Source organism: Bacillus sp. CPT56D-587-MTF (genome assembly GCF_058792335.1).
In genome coordinates this window covers 5053747-5072966 of sequence record NZ_JBYTEF010000001.1, presented here as the reverse complement: position 1 = coordinate 5072966, position 19220 = coordinate 5053747, and the positions used below count along the sequence as shown (strand labels likewise).

Sequence of the window (19220 nt, the reverse complement as noted above, 5' to 3'; positions counted from 1 at the left end):
TGATTTTCTGCGTTGAGAAAGATGTATATTTTTGTTTCTCTTGGAAAAGATAGTAAAATCAGCAGATTATGAAACAGAATGATGGTTTTCTTATAGAAGCCATTTTTCTTTTTTGAGCAGGTAGAAAGACTCAACGTATTTATCTTTAAGAGAAAGAGACTACGCTAATAGCAGTAGTTGTATTTATTTGTGATTTTGCACAAATTTTTTTGTGCATTTATAATACTCATGATTTGAGGGGTGAAGCAGTTGACAGGTCAACTAGTTCAATACGGACGCCACCGCCAACGAAGAAGTTATGCCCGTATTAGTGAAGTATTAGAGTTACCAAATCTTATCGAAATTCAAACCTCTTCTTATCAGTGGTTTCTTGATGAGGGTTTGCGAGAAATGTTCCAAGACATTTCTCCGATTGAAGACTTTACGGGAAATCTATCGCTTGAATTTATCGACTACAGCTTAGGTGAACCTAAATACTCTGTAGACGAATGCAAAGAGCGTGATGTGACGTATGCAGCACCACTTCGTGTAAAAGTGCGTCTAATCAACAAGGAAACTGGTGAAGTAAAAGAACAAGATGTGTTCATGGGAGATTTCCCACTCATGACAGAGACTGGAACATTCGTAATTAACGGTGCAGAACGTGTTATCGTTTCCCAGTTAGTTCGCTCTCCAAGCGTATACTATAGTGGCAAAGTGGATAAAAACGGAAAACGTGGTTTTACTGCTACTGTAATTCCAAACCGCGGAGCTTGGTTAGAGTATGAGACAGATGCTAAGGATGTTGTATATGTGCGTATTGACCGTACGCGTAAACTTCCTGTAACTGTTTTGTTACGCGCATTAGGGTTTGGCTCTGATCAAGAAATCACCGAGCTTTTAGGTGATAACGAATACTTAAGCAACACATTAGAAAAAGACAACACAGATAGCACAGAAAAAGCATTGCTTGAAATTTATGAGCGTCTACGTCCTGGTGAACCACCAACAGTAGAAAATGCTAAGAGCTTACTTGTGTCTCGTTTCTTTGATCCAAAGCGCTACGATTTAGCAAATGTAGGTCGCTATAAGATTAACAAGAAGTTACACATTAAAAACAGATTGTTTAATCAACGTTTAGCTGAAACATTAGTGGATCCAGAAACTGGTGAAATTTTAGCGGCAGAAGGAACAATCTTAGATCGTCGTACACTTGATCGCATTTTACCTTACTTAGAGAAGAACATTGGATTCAAAACAGCGAAACCAATGGGTGGAGTGGTAGAAGGCGATGTTGAGCTGCAATCTATTAAGATTTATGCTCCTGAGTCGGAAGGCGAACGCGTAATTAATGTAATTGGTAATGCAAACATTACTCGTGATGTGAAACACATCACACCAGGTGATATCCTTGCTTCTATCAGTTACTTCTTCAACCTACTATACAAAGTAGGGGATACAGATGATATTGACCATTTAGGAAACCGTCGTCTGCGTTCTGTTGGAGAACTGTTACAAAATCAATTCCGTATCGGTCTTTCTCGTATGGAACGTGTTGTTCGTGAGAGAATGTCGATCCAAGATACAAATGCAATTACACCACAGGCACTAATTAATATTCGTCCTGTTATTGCATCTATTAAAGAGTTCTTCGGAAGTTCTCAGTTATCTCAGTTTATGGACCAAACAAACCCATTAGCAGAGTTAACTCACAAACGAAGACTATCTGCATTAGGACCTGGTGGTTTAACGCGTGAGCGCGCAGGCTTTGAAGTGCGTGACGTTCATTACTCTCACTACGGTCGTATGTGTCCGATTGAAACACCAGAGGGACCAAACATCGGTTTGATTAACTCATTATCTTCGTTCGCGAAAGTAAATGAGTTTGGTTTCATTGAAACACCATACCGTCGTGTTGACCCAGAAACTGGTCTTGTAACAGGGCATGTTGATTACTTAACAGCAGATGAAGAAGATAACTATGTTGTAGCCCAAGCGAATATGAAATTATCTGACGAAGGTGAATTCCTAAGTGAAGATATCGTAGCTCGTTTCCGTGGTGAAAACATTGTCACAAATAGAGAACGCATCGACTACATGGATGTATCTCCAAAACAAGTAGTGTCGGCAGCGACAGCTTGTATTCCGTTCTTAGAAAACGATGACTCTAACCGCGCACTTATGGGAGCGAACATGCAACGTCAGGCGGTTCCGTTAATGAATCCGGAATCTCCGATTGTAGGTACAGGTATGGAGTACGTATCAGCAAAAGACTCAGGTGCTGCAGTAATCTGTAAACATCCTGGTGTTGTTGAGCGCGTAGAAGCACGTGAAGTTTGGGTACGTCGCTATGTAGAAGTTGACGGTCAAACAGTAAAAGGCGACTTAGATCGCTACAAAATGCAAAAATTCATTCGTTCTAACCAAGGAACTTGTTACAACCAACGTCCAATCGTAAGTGTTGGAAATGAAGTTGTAAAAGGTGAAATCCTTGCGGATGGTCCTTCTATGGAATTAGGTGAACTAGCACTTGGACGTAACGTGCTTGTTGGCTTCATGACTTGGGACGGTTATAACTACGAGGATGCGATCATCATGAGTGAGCGCCTTGTAAAAGATGATGTGTACACTTCTATTCATATTGAAGAATATGAATCAGAAGCTCGTGATACGAAGCTTGGACCAGAAGAAATTACACGTGACATTCCAAACGTTGGGGAAGACGCATTACGTAACCTTGACGAGCGCGGTATCATTCGCGTTGGTGCTGAAGTAAAAGATGGAGATTTACTTGTTGGTAAAGTAACACCTAAAGGTGTAACAGAATTAACAGCTGAAGAACGTCTATTACATGCTATCTTTGGAGAAAAAGCGCGTGAAGTACGTGATACATCACTACGTGTACCACACGGTGGTGGCGGTATTATCTTAGACGTAAAAGTATTCAACCGTGAAGATGGCGATGAATTGCCACCAGGCGTGAATCAACTTGTACGTGCATATATCGTTCAAAAACGTAAAATTTCTGAAGGTGACAAGATGGCCGGACGTCACGGTAACAAAGGTGTTATTTCTCGTATTTTACCAGAAGAAGATATGCCTTACCTACCAGACGGTACGCCAATCGATATCATGTTAAACCCATTAGGGGTACCATCTCGTATGAATATCGGTCAGGTATTAGAGCTTCATCTTGGTATGGCAGCAAGATACCTTGGCATTCACATTGCAACACCAGTATTCGATGGTGCTCGTGAGGAAGATGTTTGGGGCACAATTGAAGAAGCTGGTATGGCAAATGACGCGAAAACAATCCTGTATGACGGACGTACTGGTGAACCATTCGATAACCGCGTATCTGTTGGTGTCATGTATATGATCAAACTTGCGCACATGGTTGACGATAAACTTCATGCTCGTTCTACTGGACCATACTCACTTGTAACGCAGCAACCTCTTGGAGGTAAAGCTCAGTTCGGTGGACAGCGTTTCGGTGAGATGGAGGTTTGGGCACTTGAAGCTTACGGTGCTGCTTATACTCTTCAAGAAATCTTAACAGTGAAGTCTGATGATGTTGTTGGACGTGTTAAGACTTATGAAGCAATTGTTAAAGGCGAAAATGTTCCAGAACCAGGCGTTCCTGAATCATTCAAAGTATTGATTAAAGAGCTGCAAAGTTTAGGTATGGACGTTAAAATGATGTCTAGCGACGATACAGAAATTGAAATGCGTGATACAGAAGATGACGATGATCATCAATCAGCAGATAAATTGAATGTCGAAGTTGAGACAACTAAGGAATAATTGGGATAACCTGTAGACTAAAAGGGAGGTAGGCCCCTTGATAGATGTAAATAACTTTGAATATATGAAGATTGGACTTGCTTCACCTGACAAGATTCGTTCTTGGTCATACGGTGAAGTTAAGAAACCAGAAACTATTAACTATCGTACGTTAAAGCCTGAAAAAGATGGCTTGTTCTGTGAGCGTATTTTCGGACCACAAAAGGACTGGGAATGTCATTGCGGAAAATACAAACGTGTACGTTATAAAGGTGTAGTTTGTGATCGATGTGGCGTTGAAGTAACGCGTGCAAAAGTACGTCGTGAACGTATGGGTCATATCGAATTAGCTGCTCCTGTATCTCATATTTGGTATTTCAAAGGTATCCCGAGCCGCATGGGACTTGTCTTAGACATGTCCCCTCGCGCGCTTGAAGAAGTAATTTATTTCGCTTCTTATGTTGTAACAGAAAGTGGAGATACACCACTTGATAAGAAGCAATTACTTTCTGAAAAAGAATACCGTGCATATCGTGATCGATATGGTAGCACATTCCAAGCTGCTATGGGTGCAGAAGCAATTAAAAAGCTACTACAAGACATCGATTTAGATAAAGAAGTAGACTTCTTAAAAGAAGAATTAAAAACAGCACAAGGACAACGCCGTACTCGTGCTATTAAACGTCTAGAAGTATTAGAAGCATTCCGTAACTCTGGAAATGAACCGTCTTGGATGATCTTAGATGTTCTACCAGTAATCCCACCAGAACTACGCCCAATGGTACAGTTAGACGGTGGACGTTTTGCTACTTCTGACTTAAACGACTTATACCGTCGTGTAATTAACCGTAACAACCGTTTAAAACGTCTATTGGACTTAGGTGCACCAAGCATCATCGTTCAAAACGAAAAACGTATGTTACAAGAAGCTGTAGACGCATTAATCGATAATGGTCGTCGTGGCCGTCCAGTTACTGGGCCAGGTAACCGTCCATTAAAATCACTATCTCACATGCTTAAAGGTAAACAAGGACGTTTCCGTCAAAACTTATTAGGTAAACGTGTTGACTACTCTGGTCGTTCTGTAATCGTTGTAGGACCGAACTTAAAGATGTATCAATGTGGATTACCAAAAGAAATGGCGCTTGAACTGTTCAAACCTTTCGTAATGAAAGAGTTAGTTGAAAAAGGATTAGCACATAACATTAAGAGTGCGAAACGTAAAATCGAGCGTGTACAACCTGAAGTTTGGGACGTTTTAGAGTCTGTGATTAAAGAACATCCAGTACTTCTAAACCGCGCACCAACACTTCACCGTCTTGGTATCCAGGCGTTTGAACCTACATTAGTAGAAGGTCGCGCAATCCGTCTTCACCCACTTGTATGTACTGCATACAACGCGGACTTTGACGGTGACCAAATGGCCGTTCACGTACCTTTATCATCAGAAGCTCAAGCTGAAGCTCGTCTTCTTATGTTAGCGGCACAAAACATCTTGAACCCGAAAGACGGTAAACCAGTTGTTACTCCATCTCAGGATATGGTATTAGGTAACTATTACTTAACACTTGAGCGTGAAGGTGCAATCGGTGAAGGTATGGTCTTCAAAGATGCAAATGAAGCATTGCTTGCATATCAAAATGGATATGTTCATCTTCATACACGTGTTGCAGTAGCTGCAAGTGCAGTAAACAACGCAACATTTACTGAAGAGCAAAAGAATATGCTTCTATTAACAACAGTTGGTAAATTAATATTTAACGAAATCTTACCAGAGTCGTTCCCTTATATTAATGAACCAACAAATTCAAACCTTGAAAAAGAAACACCAGCGAAATATTTCGTTGAAAAAGGTGCGAACATTAAAGAAATTATTGCTAGTCGCGAAGAAGTGGCGCCATTTAGCAAGAAGATCCTTGGTAACATCATTGCGGAAGTGTTCAAACGTTTCCAAATTACAGAAACGTCTCGCATGCTTGACCGTATGAAAAACTTAGGATTCAAGTACTCTACAAAAGCTGGTATTACAGTTGGGGTATCTGACATTCTTGTATTAGGCGAAAAAGATGAAATTCTCCACGAAGCACAAGCAAAAGTAGATAATGTAATTAAACAATTCCGTCGCGGTTTAATCACGGAAGAAGAACGTTACGATCGCGTTATCTCTATTTGGAGTAATGCAAAAGATGTTATCCAAGGAAAACTGATGAAATCCTTGAATAAACGCAACCCAATCTTCATGATGAGTGACTCAGGTGCCCGTGGTAACGCATCTAACTTTACTCAGCTTGCTGGTATGCGTGGTCTTATGGCCAATCCATCTGGTCGTATCATCGAACTTCCAATCAAATCGAGTTTCCGTGAAGGTTTAACAGTACTTGAGTACTTCATCTCTACGCATGGTGCGCGTAAAGGTCTTGCCGATACAGCACTTAAAACTGCCGATTCTGGTTACTTAACACGTCGTCTTGTTGACGTTGCACAAGATGTAATCGTTCGTGAAGATGATTGTGGAACAGATCGCGGTTTATTAATTGGTGCGATTAAAGAGGGTAATGAAGTTATCGAGTCATTATATGATCGTCTTGTTGGACGTTTTGCAAGAAAAACTGTAAAACATCCTGAAACAGGTGAAGTATTAGTTGCTGAAAATCAATTAATTACTGAAGATATCGCTCATATCGTTGAAAATTCGGGTGTTGAAACTGTAAACATTCGTTCAGCGTTTACGTGTAACACTCGCCACGGTGTATGTAAGAAGTGTTACGGTCGTAACTTAGCAACTGGAACAGACGTAGAAGTAGGAGAAGCGGTAGGTATTATCGCAGCTCAATCTATCGGTGAGCCAGGTACACAGTTAACGATGCGTACATTCCATACAGGTGGGGTTGCCGGAGATGATATTACTCAAGGTTTACCTCGTATCCAAGAGATCTTCGAAGCTCGTAATCCGAAAGGTCAGGCAGTTATCAGTGAAATCGACGGTGTTATCGCAGCGATCAACGACGTTAAAGATCGCCAAGAAGTAGTTGTACAGGGTGAAGTTGAAGCTCGTACGTATGCTATTCCTTACGGTGCTCGTCTGAAAGTAACTCCAGGACAGCCAATTAGCCACGGTAAAGAGTTAACAGAAGGTTCTATTGATCCGAAAGAATTACTAAAAGTAACGGACATTACGGCGGTTCAAGAATACTTATTACGTGAAGTTCAAAAAGTATACCGTATGCAAGGGGTAGAAATTGGTGACAAACACGTAGAAGTAATGGTACGTCAAATGTTACGTAAAGTTCGTGTAAGTGATGCAGGTGAAACAGATGTATTACCAGGAACATTACTAGATATCCATCAGTTCACTGATGCGAATGCTAAGGTCTTACTGCAAGGTAAGCAACCAGCAACAGCTAGACCTGTTCTACTTGGTATTACAAAAGCTTCACTTGAAACAGATTCATTCTTATCTGCAGCATCGTTCCAAGAAACAACTCGTGTCTTAACTGATGCAGCAATTAAGGGTAAACGCGATGAACTTCTAGGATTAAAAGAAAATGTTATTATCGGTAAACTTGTTCCTGCTGGAACAGGTATGAATCGTTATCGCAAAGTGGATCTTGTAAAAACAACACAAGATGACATGAATGTAGAAAACGATGAGGTTTATGTGGAACAGTAAAATTTTCCGGCATAAATTTTGTATAAAAACAATTAATCTTAGTTGACATTGTATGAGTCAAAATGTTACTATAATCAAGGTTGCTCCTGAACGATGCTTTGGAGGATATTTATATGTCTTATCAAAAAGTATCAACTGCTGAAAATGTAGTCGTTGGTCATAAACGTACATTGGAGGCAATCAAAAATGGTACAGTTAAAGAAGTTGTCATCGCAGAGGATGCTGACATGCGGTTAACCCATGCTATCATTCGTATTGCAATGCAATATAACGTGCCCATAACAAAAGTTGAATCAGTTCGTAAGCTTGGTAAAGCTTCGGGGATTCAAGTGGGAGCTTCAGCAATAGGAATAATAAGTTAAAACTGTTTTTGTGAGGAGAGAGCATTTGCTCTTCCTTGCAAAAACTTTGTTTTCAACTAATAATGAACCACCTGGATATGTGGTCATACAAACATGCGAAGGGAGGATAATCAAATGCCTACTATTAACCAATTAGTGAGAAATGGTCGTACTGATAAAGTATGGAAATCTAAATCACCTGCGTTAAACAAAGGTTTTAACTCTTTAAAGAAAAAATCAACTGATATCTCTGCACCTCAAAAACGTGGTGTATGTACTCGTGTTGGTACAATGACTCCAAAGAAACCTAACTCAGCGTTACGTAAATACGCTCGTGTACGTTTAACAAACGGTATCGAGGTTACAGCTTACATCCCAGGTATCGGTCATAACCTACAAGAGCATAGCGTAGTATTAATTCGCGGTGGTCGTGTAAAGGATTTACCGGGGGTACGTTACCACATCGTTCGTGGTGCGCTTGACACAGCTGGTGTTGACAAACGTATGCAAGGACGTTCTAAATATGGTACTAAGAGACCAAAACCTGCTAAAAAATAATAACTTTAAAATGAAAGGAGGAACTCAATATGCCTCGTAAAGGACCTGTTGCGAAACGTGACGTGTTACCAGATCCAATGTACAATTCGAAGCTAGTAACACGCCTTATCAACAAAATGATGGTTGACGGTAAAAAAGGTAAATCTCAAACAATTCTTTATAATGCGTTCGATATCGTAAACGAACGTACTGGTAAAGAGCCAATGGAAGTATTCGAGCAAGCTCTTAAGAACATCATGCCTGTTCTTGAAGTACGCGCTCGTCGTGTTGGTGGTGCTAACTACCAAGTTCCAGTTGAGGTTCGTCCAGAACGCCGTACAACTTTAGGTCTTCGTTGGTTAGTAAACTACGCTCGTCTTCGTGGTGAAAAAACTATGGAAGAGCGTCTTGCTAACGAAATCTTAGATGCAGCTAACAACGCTGGTGCATCTGTTAAGAAACGTGAAGACACTCATAAAATGGCAGAAGCTAACAAAGCATTTGCTCATTACCGTTGGTAGGATTCAACGTAAAATAAATGTAAGCATAAACCGCTTTATTTGTCGCTTATGGAAGTGTGGAGAGGGAGAATGCCTCTCCCTTTCATCGGGCGCTCGTTTTACATAATGAGAGTACTGGACATACTGACATGTGTAACAATATAAAGTGGCTTTTTTGCTACTTAAAATAAAAAAATCCAATCCATATATGGAAGGAGCAAGACACCAAATGGCAAGAGAGTTCTCTTTAGAAAACACTCGTAATATTGGTATCATGGCTCACATCGATGCTGGTAAAACAACAGCAACTGAGCGTATTCTGTACTACACAGGACGTATTCATAAAATCGGTGAAACTCACGAAGGTGCATCTCAGATGGACTGGATGGAGCAAGAGCAAGAGCGTGGTATCACAATTACTTCTGCTGCAACTACAGCACAATGGAAAGGTCATCGTGTAAACATCATTGATACTCCAGGACACGTAGATTTCACAGTAGAAGTAGAACGTTCTTTACGCGTACTTGATGGCGCTGTAGCAGTACTTGATGCGCAATCTGGTGTAGAACCACAAACAGAAACTGTTTGGCGTCAGGCTACTACTTACGGCGTACCTCGTATCGTATTCGTTAACAAAATGGATAAGATCGGTGCAGATTTCTTATACTCTGTAGGAACAATCCACGATCGTTTACAAGCAAACGCACATCCAATTCAGTTACCAATTGGTGCTGAAGATGAGTTCAATGGTATCATTGACCTTGTTGAAGAGTGTGCTTACATGTACGGTAACGATTTAGGAACAGACATTCAACGTGTTGAAATTCCTGAAGAGCACAAAGAATTAGCTGAAGAATACCGTGGAAAACTTATTGAAGCGGTAGCTGAGCTTGATGAAGAAATGATGATGAAGTACCTAGAAGGTGAAGAAATCACTGTAGAAGAGCTTAAAGCTGGTATCCGTAAGGCTACAACTTCTGTAGAATTCTTCCCAGTAATCTGTGGTTCTGCATTCAAAAACAAAGGTGTTCAAATTCTGTTAGACGCAGTTATCGACTACCTTCCATCTCCACTAGATGTACCTGCTATCAAAGGTACTCTACCGGATACAGATGAAGAAGTAGAACGTAAGTCTAGCGATGAAGAACCATTCGCAGCTTTAGCATTCAAAATCATGACTGACCCTTATGTTGGTAAGTTAACGTTCTTCCGTGTGTACTCTGGTGTGTTAAACTCTGGATCATACGTGAAAAACTCAACTAAAGGTAAGCGTGAGCGTGTAGGTCGTATCCTACAAATGCACGCTAACAGCCGTGAAGAGATTTCAACAGTTTACGCTGGTGATATCGCTGCTGCTGTAGGTTTAAAAGATACTACTACTGGTGATACTCTTTGTGACGAGAAGAGCCTTGTTATCCTTGAGTCTATGGAATTCCCAGAGCCAGTTATCTCTGTAGCTATCGAACCAAAATCTAAAGCTGACCAAGATAAAATGGGTACAGCATTATCTAAGCTTTCTGAAGAAGATCCAACATTCCGTGCTCACACTGACCAAGAAACTGGCCAAACTATCATCGCTGGTATGGGTGAACTTCACCTTGATATCATCGTTGACCGTATGCGCCGTGAATTCAAAGTGGAAGCAAACGTTGGTGCTCCTCAGGTAGCATACCGTGAGACTTTCCGCGCTGCTGCGAAAGTTGAAGGTAAGTTCGCTCGTCAATCTGGTGGTCGTGGACAATTCGGTCACGTTTGGATTGAGTTTGAACCTAACGAAGAAGGTAAAGGATTCGAATTCGAAAACAAAATCGTCGGTGGTGTAGTTCCTCGTGAATACATCCCAGCTGTTGGAGCAGGTCTTGAAGATGCACTTAAAAATGGTGTACTAGCTGGTTATCCACTAGTTGACATTAAAGCTGCATTAGTTGACGGATCTTACCATGATGTCGATTCATCTGAGATGGCGTTCAAAATCGCTGCATCTATGGCACTTAAAGCTGCGGTTTCTAAATGTAGCCCAGTAATTCTTGAGCCAATGATGAAAGTTGAAGTTGTAATTCCTGAAGAGTACATGGGTGACATTATGGGTGACGTAACATCTCGTCGTGGACGTGTAGAAGGTATGGAAGCTCGCGGTAACGCACAAGTTGTTCGCGCTATGGTTCCACTTTCTGAAATGTTCGGTTATGCAACGTCATTACGTTCTAACACTCAAGGACGCGGAACATTCTCTATGGTGTTTGACCACTATGAAGAAGTACCAAAGTCTGTTTCTGAAGAAATTATCAAAAAAAATAAAGGTGAATAATTGATTTTTATCGATTGTTCAAGTATAACTACTTATGTAAGCTTAGAAAGTGGGACGTAAGTTTCACTTTCTAGTCTAAATATAAAATAACCTATATAAACTAAGGAGGAATTTAGAATGGCTAAAGCTAAATTCGAACGTTCTAAACCCCATGTTAACATCGGTACAATCGGCCACGTTGACCATGGTAAAACTACATTAACTGCTGCGATCACTACAGTTCTTGCAAAAGCTGGTGGTGCTGAAGCACGCGGATACGATCAAATCGATGCTGCTCCAGAAGAAAGAGAGCGCGGTATCACAATCTCAACTGCACACGTTGAGTACGAAACTGAAACTCGTCACTATGCACACGTTGACTGCCCAGGTCACGCTGACTATGTTAAAAACATGATCACTGGTGCTGCTCAAATGGACGGCGGTATCTTAGTAGTATCTGCTGCTGATGGCCCAATGCCTCAAACACGTGAGCACATCCTTCTTTCTCGTCAAGTAGGTGTTCCTTACATCGTTGTATTCTTAAACAAATGCGACATGGTAGATGACGAAGAATTATTAGAATTAGTAGAAATGGAAGTTCGCGACCTATTATCTGAATACGGATTCCCAGGCGACGACATTCCTGTAATCAAAGGTTCTGCTCTTAAAGCTCTTCAAGGAGAAGCTGATTGGGAAGCAAAAATCATTGAATTAATGGCTGAAGTTGATGCTTACATCCCAACTCCAGAACGTGAAACTGACAAACCATTCTTAATGCCTGTAGAGGACGTATTCTCTATCACAGGTCGTGGTACAGTTGCTACTGGTCGTGTTGAGCGCGGTATCGTTAAAGTTGGTGACGTAGTAGAAATCATCGGTCTTGCTGAAGAAAATGCTTCTACAACTGTAACTGGTGTAGAGATGTTCCGTAAACTTCTTGACCAAGCTCAAGCTGGAGACAACATCGGTGCTTTACTTCGTGGGGTTGCTCGTGAAGACATCCAACGTGGACAAGTACTTGCAAAAAGCGGTTCTGTAAAAGCTCACGCTAAATTCAAAGCTGAAGTTTTCGTATTATCTAAAGAAGAAGGTGGACGTCACACTCCATTCTTCGCTAACTACCGTCCTCAGTTCTACTTCCGTACAACTGACGTAACTGGTATCATCCAATTACCAGAAGGTACTGAAATGGTAATGCCTGGTGACAACATTGAAATGACTATCGAACTTATCGCTCCAATCGCTATCGAAGAGGGAACTAAATTCTCTATTCGTGAAGGTGGACGTACAGTAGGTTACGGTGTAGTTGCTACTATCGTTGAGTAATCTTAACTGATATAAAAAAACCTAAGGGATTTTCCCTTAGGTTTTTTGTTTGCGTTTATATAAGGAAGAAGAGGGTGTTTTTTGTTTTGACGAGTTTCTTCTATAGTATTATAAAAACGACAAAAGATAATCCAGAAACTGTAAAATGAATTCTGTTAGATGAAAACTTGAAATTCTTTAAAGTGCCATGTATAATAGCAAAAGTAGAGAAAAGCAGATGCAAACAAAAAGATGCTTGCATCTAGACGAATAACATTGTATAATAGACAATGTTGGTCTTTGACTGCGATGAAGTGGAAGGTTGCTGACACACCCGGCCGCTTTGCCATGGCATGGTGTGGGGAAATTTCCATGGAGAAGGTCTATTTTAGAAATAGGCGAACGAAGGAGGGAAAATAATGGCAAAAGAAAAAATTCGTATCCGTTTAAAAGCTTACGATCACCGTATTCTTGATCAGTCAGCTGAGAAAATTGTAGAAACAGCTAAGCGTTCTGGGGCAACAGTTTCTGGTCCGATCCCATTACCAACTGAAAAAACTGTTTACACAATTCTTCGTGCTGTTCATAAGTACAAAGATTCTCGTGAGCAATTCGAAATGCGCACGCACAAACGTCTAATCGACATCGTGAGTCCTACTCCACAAACAGTAGATTCATTAATGCGTTTAGACTTACCATCTGGTGTAGATATCGAAATCAAACTATAATTTATATAACTTAAAAATGTAGGAGGTGTAACTCATGACCAAAGGAATCTTAGGAAGAAAGATCGGTATGACTCAAGTATTTGCTGAGAACGGTGAGTTAATCCCAGTAACAGTTATCGCTGCTAATCCAAACGTTGTTCTTCAAAAGAAAACAACTGAAACTGATGGCTACAATGCAATCCAGTTAGGATTTGAAGATAAACGTGAAAAGTTAACTAACAAACCTGAACAAGGCCACACTGCTAAAGCATCTACAACTCCTAAGCGCTTCATTCGCGAAATCCGCGATGCAGACGTGGACGGATTAGAGGTTGGTCAAGAGGTAAAAGTTGACGTATTCGCTACAGGTGAAATCGTTGATGTAACAGGAATTTCTAAAGGTAAAGGTTTCCAAGGTGTTATCAAACGCCACGGACAATCTCGCGGACCTATGTCTCATGGTTCTCGCTATCACCGTCGTCCAGGTTCAATGGGCCCAGTTGCTCCGAACCGTGTATTCAAAGGCAAAAAACTTGCTGGACGTATGGGTGGAGACCAAGTTACTATCCAAAACTTAGAAATCGTTCAAGTTGACACTGAGCGCAACTTATTACTAGTAAAAGGTAACGTTCCAGGTGCTAAGAAATCTCTTGTAGTTGTTCAAGGCGCTGTGAAGGTTAGCAAATAATTCACAATAGGAAGGAGGAATTCCAATGCAAAAAGTTACTGTATATAACCAAACTGGTTCACAGGTTGGTGAAATCGAATTAGCTGAAGCTATTTTCGGTATCGAACCAAATGAAGCTGTACTTTTCGAAGCTGTAATGATGCAACGTGCATCTTTACGTCAAGGTACACACAAAGTAAAAACTCGCTCTGAAGTTCGCGGTGGTGGTCGTAAACCATGGCGTCAAAAAGGAACTGGACGTGCTCGTCAAGGGTCTATCCGCTCTCCTCAATGGCGTGGTGGTGGTACGGTATTCGGACCTACACCAAGAAGCTATGCGTACAAACTTCCTAAGAAAGTTCGTCGTTTAGCAATCAAATCTGCATTAGCTACTAAAGTAGTTGAGAACAACATTGTAGTTCTTGAAGACCTAGTGTTAAATGCACCAAAAACAAAAGACATGCTAGCAGTACTTAAAGGATTAACTGTTGAGAAGAAAGCTCTTATCGTAACTGCTGATGCAAACGAATCTGTAGAGTTATCTGCTCGCAATATCCCTGGAGTAACAGTAATCACTGCTGATGGCGTAAACGTTTTAGACGTGCTTCATCATGATAAGCTAATCATGACAAAAGCGGCAGTGGAAAAAGTAGAGGAGGTGCTTGCATAATGAGAGATCCTCGTGATATCATTAAGCGCCCAGTTATCACTGAACGTTCTATGGAAATGATGGCTGAAAAAAAATACACGTTCGATGTGGACGTTAAATCTAATAAAACAGAAGTTAAAGATGCTCTTGAAGCGATCTTTGGTGTTAAAGTAGAAAAAGTGAACATCATGAACTACAAGCCGAAAGCAAAACGCGTTGGTCGTCACGCTGGTTTTACTAGCCGTCGTCGTAAAGCAATCGTTAAGCTAACTGCTGACAGCAAAGAAATCGAAATCTTCCAAGGCGTTTAATTCTTACTAAAGAAGGAGGGAAATTGAGATGGGAATCAAAAAGTATAATCCAACTACTAACGGTCGTCGTAATATGACTACGAATGATTTCGCTGAAATCACGACTGATAGACCCGAAAAGTCATTACTTGCTCCTTTAAGCAAGAAGGCTGGTCGTAATAACCAAGGTAAAATCACTGTACGTCATCAAGGTGGCGGACATAAGCGTCAATACCGTATCATCGACTTTAAGCGTAACAAAGATGGAATTCCAGGACGCGTTGCTACGATCGAATACGATCCAAACCGCTCTGCGAATATCGCATTAATTAACTACGTTGACGGTGAAAAACGTTACATTCTTGCTCCTAAATCTTTAGAAGTAGGTATGGAAGTTATGTCTGGCCCAGAAGCTGACATTAAAATCGGTAACGCATTACCATTAATCAACATTCCAGTAGGTACTGTTGTTCATAACATCGAGCTTAAGCCTGGTCGTGGCGGACAATTAGTTCGTTCTGCTGGTACATCTGCTCAAGTACTTGGTAAAGAAGGTAAATACGTACTTGTACGTTTAACTTCTGGTGAAGTACGTCTTGTATTATCTGCTTGTCGCGCTTCAATCGGTCAAGTAGGTAACGAACAACACGAACTTATCAAAATCGGTAAAGCAGGTCGCTCTCGCTGGTTAGGTAAACGCCCAACAGTTCGTGGTTCTGTAATGAACCCTGTTGATCACCCACACGGTGGTGGTGAAGGACGTTCTCCAATCGGACGTAAGTCTCCAATGTCTCCATGGGGTAAACCAACTCTTGGATTCAAGACTCGTAAGAAAAACAAAGCGTCTGACAAATTTATCGTTCGTCGTCGTAAAAAATAATGGGATTGTAGTACGGTTCATTTCTAGAACCGTACGCCAATCACGAAGGGAGGCACCAAAATGGCTCGTAGCTTAAAAAAAGGACCATTTGTCGATGATCACTTAATGAGCAAAATGGAAAAATTAGTTGCATCTGAGCAAAAACAAGTTGTTAAAACTTGGTCTCGCCGTTCAACAATCTTCCCTCAGTTCATCGGACACACAATCGCTGTATATGATGGTCGTAAACACGTACCTGTGTACATCACTGAGGATATGGTTGGCCATAAGTTAGGTGAATTCGCACCAACTCGTACGTACAAAGGTCACCTTGCTGACGATAAGAAAACTAGAAGATAATGAGAGGAGGCACTTCAATGCAAGCTAAGGCAGTAGCGAGAACAGTTCGTATTGCTCCTCGTAAAGTTCGTTTAGTAGTAGACTTAATCCGAGGTAAGCAAGTGGGTGAAGCGATTGCTATCCTTAACCACACACCAAAAACTGCTTCTCCAGTTGTAGAAAAAGTTTTAAAATCTGCAATCGCAAATGCAGAGCACAATTATGAGATGGACATTAACAACCTAGTTGTAGAAAAAGTTTTCGTTGACGAAGGTCCAACGTTAAAACGTTTCCGTCCACGTGCAATGGGTCGTGCAAGCCAAATTAACAAACGCACAAGCCACATCACAGTTGTGGTATCAGAAAAGAAGGAGGGATAATCGATGGGTCAAAAGGTTAATCCAATTGGTCTTCGTGTCGGCGTTATCCGTGACTGGGAATCTCGTTGGTTCGCTGAGAAAGATTACGCTACATTATTACATGAAGACATCAAAATCCGTGAGTACATTAATGTACGCTTAAAAGATTCTGCTGTTGCTAAAGTAGAAATCGAACGTGCAGCAAATCGTGTAAATGTTACAATTCACACTGCAAAACCTGGTATGGTAATTGGTAAAGGTGGTACTGAAGTTGAAGCACTTCGTAAAGCTCTTAACCAATTAACAGGCAAGCGTGTACACATCAACATTTTAGAAGTTAAGAGAGCTGATCTTAACGCTAAATTAGTAGGCGAAAACATCGCTCGTCAATTAGAAAACCGTGTATCATTCCGTCGTGCACAAAAGCAAGTTATTCAACGTGCTATGCGTGCAGGTGCTAAAGGTATTAAAACACAGGTTTCTGGTCGTCTTGGCGGAGCTGATATCGCTCGTGCAGAATCTTACAGTGAAGGAACTGTTCCACTTCATACACTTCGCGCTGATATTGACTATGCAGCAGTTGAAGCTGATACAACATACGGTAAATTAGGCGTAAAAGTATGGATCTACCGTGGAGAAGTCCTTCCTACAAAAAAGAAAGCTTCTGAGGAAGGAGGAAAATAATATGTTAATGCCAAAACGCGTAAAATATCGTAGAGAGCATCGTGGTAAAATGCGTGGTCGTGCTAAAGGTGGAACTGAAATTGCTTTCGGTGAATTCGGTTTACAAGCACAAGCTGCTTCATGGATTACAAACCGTCAAATCGAAGCTGCTCGTCGTGCAATGACTCGTTACATGAAACGTGGCGGTAAAGTATGGATTAAAATTTTCCCTTCTAAACCTTACACTGCAAAACCTCTAGAAGTACGTATGGGTTCCGGTAAAGGGGCACCAGAAGGCTGGGTAGCAGTAGTAAAACCTGGGAAAATTATGTTCGAAATCGCGGGTGTATCTGAAGAGGTAGCACGCGAAGCATTACGTCTTGCAGCTCACAAGTTACCTGTGAAATGTAAATTCGTAAAACGTGAAGAAAATGGTGGTGAATCTAATGAAAACTAATGATATTCGTGAATTAACCACTGCCGAAATCGAAACAAAAGTTAAAGCTTTAAAGGAAGAGTTGTTTAATCTTCGCTTCCAACTTGCTACAGGACAATTAGAGAATCCAACTCGCATTCGTGAAGTGCGTAAAGCAATTGCTCGTATGAAAACTGTAGTTCGTGAAAGAGAGATCGGAATTAATCGATAAATTGAGGGGAGGTTTGCATAGTGAGCGAACGTAACCAACGCAAAGTTTATACTGGTCGTGTAGTGTCTGACAAAATGGACAAAACGATTACAGTTTTAGTTGAAACTTACAAAACTCATTCCTTGTACGGAAAACGTGTTAAGTATTCTAAGAAGTACAAAGCCCATGATGAGCAAAACCAAGCGAAACTTGGCGATATCGTTAAAATCATGGAAACTCGCCCGCTTTCTGCTACTAAGCGTTTCCGTTTAGTTGAAATCGTTGAAGAAGCGGTTATTATCTAAATAGACGAATCGGAATTTTTAGTCCGAAGGGAGGTTTCATAACATGATCCAACAAGAATCTCGTTTGAAAGTTGCTGACAACTCTGGTGCACGTGAACTTTTAACAATTAAAGTATTAGGCGGCTCTGGTCGTAAATATGCTAACATTGGTGACATTATCGTTGCTACGGTAAAACAAGCAACACCAGGTGGCGTTGTTAAAAAAGGTGACGTTGTTAAAGCAGTAGTAGTACGTACGAAGAGCGGAGCTCGTCGTCCGGACGGTTCTTACATCAAATTTGATGAAAACGCAGCGGTTATCATTAAAGACGATAAGAGCCCACGTGGTACTCGTATCTTCGGACCAGTAGCTCGTGAATTACGTGATAGCAACTTCATGAAGATCGTTTCTTTAGCTCCAGAAGTTCTATAATTTAAGGTATTGCCTTGCTAAGGAGGTGCAGAATTAAGATGCATGTAAAAAAAGGTGATAAAGTACAGGTAATCACTGGTAAAGACAAAGGAAAACAAGGCGTTATCCTTGTGGCTTTCCCAAAGCAAAACCGTGTTATCGTTGAGGGTGTCAATATCGTTAAGAAGCACTCTAAGCCATCTCAATTAAATCCACAAGGTGGAATTATTACTAAAGAAGCACCTATTCACGTTTCTAACGTTATGATTTTAGATCCGAAAACAGGTGAACCTACTCGCGTAGGCTTCAAAGTAGAAGATGGTAAAAAAGTTCGTATTGCAAAAAAATCTGGTGAATTATTAGATAAATAATTTTCTTAAGAAAGGAGGTCACTTCATTGAATCGCCTTAAAGAGAAGTTCCAAAAGGAAATTACTCCTGCTCTAGTGAGCAAGTTTAACTATAAATCTGTAATGCAGGTACCAAAAATCGAAAAGATCGTAATCAACACTGGTGTTGGTGACGCGGTATCTAACTCAAAAGCGTTAGACAACGCAGTAGAAGAATTAACACAAATCACAGGTCAAAAACCTGTTGTAACTCGTGCTAAAAAATCAATCGCTGGTTTCCGTCTTCGTGAAGGTATGCCAATCGGTGCGAAAGTAACTTTACGCGGCGAGCAAATGTATGAGTTCTTCGACAAATTAGTATCAGTTTCTTTACCACGTGTACGTGATTTCCGTGGTGTTTCTAAGAAATCATTCGATGGTCGTGGAAACTATACATTAGGTGTTAAAGAGCAACTTATTTTCCCTGAGATTGATTATGATAAAGTAAGCAAAGTCCGCGGTATGGACATCATAATCGTTACTACAGCGAAAACTGATGAAGAAGCTCGTGAACTTTTAACACAATTCGGTATGCCATTCCAAAAATAATGGAAGCCAACGCTAAGTAGAGGAGG

Annotated in this window: 21 protein-coding genes; all 21 read left to right on the top strand. The window is 40.9% G+C overall.

The features are described 5' to 3' along the window. Positions 1-249 precede the first annotated feature (249 nt). The 21 genes from rpoB to rplE all read left to right on the top strand — a co-directional run bounded on the left by rpoB (position 250) and on the right by rplE (position 19194). A complete protein-coding gene (rpoB, locus tag AC3WVZ_RS26370; RefSeq protein ID WP_000147553.1) occupies positions 250-3783 on the top strand; it encodes a DNA-directed RNA polymerase subunit beta in 3534 nt (1177 codons plus the stop codon). A 37-nt stretch (positions 3784-3820) separates the two neighbouring features. Further along, positions 3821-7432 carry a DNA-directed RNA polymerase subunit beta' gene (rpoC, locus tag AC3WVZ_RS26365; protein ID WP_233935650.1) on the top strand — a complete coding sequence of 1204 codons (3612 nt, stop codon included), beginning with the start codon at positions 3821-3823 and terminating at the stop codon, positions 7430-7432. A 113-nt stretch (positions 7433-7545) separates the two neighbouring features. Next, complete coding sequence (locus AC3WVZ_RS26360) at positions 7546-7794, top strand: 50S ribosomal protein L7ae-like protein (RefSeq protein ID WP_000121836.1); 249 nt, start codon at positions 7546-7548, stop codon at positions 7792-7794. 114 nt (positions 7795-7908) lie between these two features. Then, a complete protein-coding gene (rpsL, locus tag AC3WVZ_RS26355) occupies positions 7909-8331 on the top strand; it encodes a 30S ribosomal protein S12 (protein WP_001142341.1) in 423 nt (140 codons plus the stop codon). A gap of 29 nt (positions 8332-8360) precedes the next feature. Continuing rightward, positions 8361-8831 carry a 30S ribosomal protein S7 gene (rpsG, locus tag AC3WVZ_RS26350; protein ID WP_001137491.1) on the top strand — a complete coding sequence of 157 codons (471 nt, stop codon included), beginning with the start codon at positions 8361-8363 and terminating at the stop codon, positions 8829-8831. 208 nt (positions 8832-9039) lie between these two features. Next, the gene (fusA, locus tag AC3WVZ_RS26345) at positions 9040-11118 is read left to right on the top strand and encodes an elongation factor G (protein WP_000090370.1); all 2079 of its coding nucleotides are present in this window, start codon (positions 9040-9042) and stop codon (positions 11116-11118) included. Positions 11119-11235: 117 nt separating this feature from the next. Next, entirely contained in the window at positions 11236-12423 is a 1188-nt protein-coding gene (gene tuf, locus AC3WVZ_RS26340) for an elongation factor Tu (RefSeq protein WP_001029614.1), read from the top strand. A gap of 398 nt (positions 12424-12821) precedes the next feature. Then, entirely contained in the window at positions 12822-13130 is a 309-nt protein-coding gene (rpsJ, locus tag AC3WVZ_RS26335) for a 30S ribosomal protein S10 (protein ID WP_001040596.1), read from the top strand. A 34-nt stretch (positions 13131-13164) separates the two neighbouring features. Beyond that, a complete protein-coding gene (gene rplC, locus AC3WVZ_RS26330) occupies positions 13165-13797 on the top strand; it encodes a 50S ribosomal protein L3 (RefSeq protein WP_000160207.1) in 633 nt (210 codons plus the stop codon). Between the two features lie 25 nt (positions 13798-13822). Further along, positions 13823-14446, top strand: coding sequence for a 50S ribosomal protein L4 (gene rplD / locus AC3WVZ_RS26325; RefSeq protein WP_233935648.1), 624 nt, complete (start codon positions 13823-13825; stop codon positions 14444-14446). Beyond that, positions 14446-14736 (top strand): 50S ribosomal protein L23, encoded by a 291-nt coding sequence (gene rplW / locus AC3WVZ_RS26320; RefSeq protein ID WP_001205558.1) that lies wholly within the window; start codon positions 14446-14448, stop codon positions 14734-14736. Before rplD ends, rplW begins: the two co-directional genes overlap by 1 nt. 28 nt (positions 14737-14764) lie before the next feature. Then, positions 14765-15595, top strand: coding sequence for a 50S ribosomal protein L2 (rplB, locus tag AC3WVZ_RS26315; protein WP_000511583.1), 831 nt, complete (start codon positions 14765-14767; stop codon positions 15593-15595). Positions 15596-15655: 60 nt separating this feature from the next. Beyond that, on the top strand, positions 15656-15934 hold the full coding sequence (gene rpsS / locus AC3WVZ_RS26310) for a 30S ribosomal protein S19 (RefSeq protein WP_000124454.1): 279 nt from the start codon (positions 15656-15658) through the stop codon (positions 15932-15934). Between the two features lie 17 nt (positions 15935-15951). Beyond that, positions 15952-16293: a 50S ribosomal protein L22 gene (rplV, locus tag AC3WVZ_RS26305; protein ID WP_001148024.1), complete on the top strand. Its 342-nt coding sequence runs from the start codon at positions 15952-15954 to the stop codon at positions 16291-16293. A 3-nt stretch (positions 16294-16296) separates the two neighbouring features. Next, positions 16297-16956: a 30S ribosomal protein S3 gene (gene rpsC / locus AC3WVZ_RS26300; protein ID WP_000529956.1), complete on the top strand. Its 660-nt coding sequence runs from the start codon at positions 16297-16299 to the stop codon at positions 16954-16956. A gap of 1 nt (position 16957) precedes the next feature. Beyond that, positions 16958-17392 (top strand): 50S ribosomal protein L16, encoded by a 435-nt coding sequence (rplP, locus tag AC3WVZ_RS26295; protein ID WP_000928969.1) that lies wholly within the window; start codon positions 16958-16960, stop codon positions 17390-17392. Then, a complete protein-coding gene (rpmC, locus tag AC3WVZ_RS26290; RefSeq protein WP_000855718.1) occupies positions 17382-17582 on the top strand; it encodes a 50S ribosomal protein L29 in 201 nt (66 codons plus the stop codon). The genes rplP and rpmC overlap by 11 nt, the downstream gene beginning before the upstream one ends. A gap of 20 nt (positions 17583-17602) precedes the next feature. Beyond that, positions 17603-17866: a 30S ribosomal protein S17 gene (gene rpsQ / locus AC3WVZ_RS26285; protein ID WP_000004106.1), complete on the top strand. Its 264-nt coding sequence runs from the start codon at positions 17603-17605 to the stop codon at positions 17864-17866. A gap of 43 nt (positions 17867-17909) precedes the next feature. Beyond that, entirely contained in the window at positions 17910-18278 is a 369-nt protein-coding gene (gene rplN, locus AC3WVZ_RS26280) for a 50S ribosomal protein L14 (RefSeq protein WP_000615912.1), read from the top strand. Positions 18279-18316: 38 nt separating this feature from the next. Next, a complete protein-coding gene (rplX, locus tag AC3WVZ_RS26275) occupies positions 18317-18628 on the top strand; it encodes a 50S ribosomal protein L24 (protein ID WP_000558200.1) in 312 nt (103 codons plus the stop codon). 26 nt (positions 18629-18654) lie between these two features. Further along, entirely contained in the window at positions 18655-19194 is a 540-nt protein-coding gene (gene rplE / locus AC3WVZ_RS26270) for a 50S ribosomal protein L5 (protein ID WP_233935646.1), read from the top strand. The last annotated feature ends 26 nt before the right edge of the window (positions 19195-19220 follow it).

Excerpts from the sequence above, each read along its gene's own strand:
- AC3WVZ_RS26360 (WP_000121836.1), top strand. The coding sequence starts at position 7,546 with ATGTCTTATCAAAAAGTATCAACTGCTGAAAATGTAGTCGTTGGTCAT.
- rpsL (WP_001142341.1), top strand. The coding sequence starts at position 7,909 with ATGCCTACTATTAACCAATTAGTGAGAAATGGTCGTACTGATAAAGTA.
- rpsG (WP_001137491.1), top strand. The coding sequence starts at position 8,361 with ATGCCTCGTAAAGGACCTGTTGCGAAACGTGACGTGTTACCAGATCCA.
- fusA (WP_000090370.1), top strand. The coding sequence starts at position 9,040 with ATGGCAAGAGAGTTCTCTTTAGAAAACACTCGTAATATTGGTATCATG.
- tuf (WP_001029614.1), top strand. The coding sequence starts at position 11,236 with ATGGCTAAAGCTAAATTCGAACGTTCTAAACCCCATGTTAACATCGGT.
- rpsJ (WP_001040596.1), top strand. The coding sequence starts at position 12,822 with ATGGCAAAAGAAAAAATTCGTATCCGTTTAAAAGCTTACGATCACCGT.
- rplC (WP_000160207.1), top strand. The coding sequence starts at position 13,165 with ATGACCAAAGGAATCTTAGGAAGAAAGATCGGTATGACTCAAGTATTT.
- rplD (WP_233935648.1), top strand. The coding sequence starts at position 13,823 with ATGCAAAAAGTTACTGTATATAACCAAACTGGTTCACAGGTTGGTGAA.
- rplW (WP_001205558.1), top strand. The coding sequence starts at position 14,446 with ATGAGAGATCCTCGTGATATCATTAAGCGCCCAGTTATCACTGAACGT.
- rplB (WP_000511583.1), top strand. The coding sequence starts at position 14,765 with ATGGGAATCAAAAAGTATAATCCAACTACTAACGGTCGTCGTAATATG.
- rpsS (WP_000124454.1), top strand. The coding sequence starts at position 15,656 with ATGGCTCGTAGCTTAAAAAAAGGACCATTTGTCGATGATCACTTAATG.
- rplV (WP_001148024.1), top strand. The coding sequence starts at position 15,952 with ATGCAAGCTAAGGCAGTAGCGAGAACAGTTCGTATTGCTCCTCGTAAA.
- rpsC (WP_000529956.1), top strand. The coding sequence starts at position 16,297 with ATGGGTCAAAAGGTTAATCCAATTGGTCTTCGTGTCGGCGTTATCCGT.
- rplP (WP_000928969.1), top strand. The coding sequence starts at position 16,958 with ATGTTAATGCCAAAACGCGTAAAATATCGTAGAGAGCATCGTGGTAAA.
- rpmC (WP_000855718.1), top strand. The coding sequence starts at position 17,382 with ATGAAAACTAATGATATTCGTGAATTAACCACTGCCGAAATCGAAACA.
- rplN (WP_000615912.1), top strand. The coding sequence starts at position 17,910 with ATGATCCAACAAGAATCTCGTTTGAAAGTTGCTGACAACTCTGGTGCA.
- rplX (WP_000558200.1), top strand. The coding sequence starts at position 18,317 with ATGCATGTAAAAAAAGGTGATAAAGTACAGGTAATCACTGGTAAAGAC.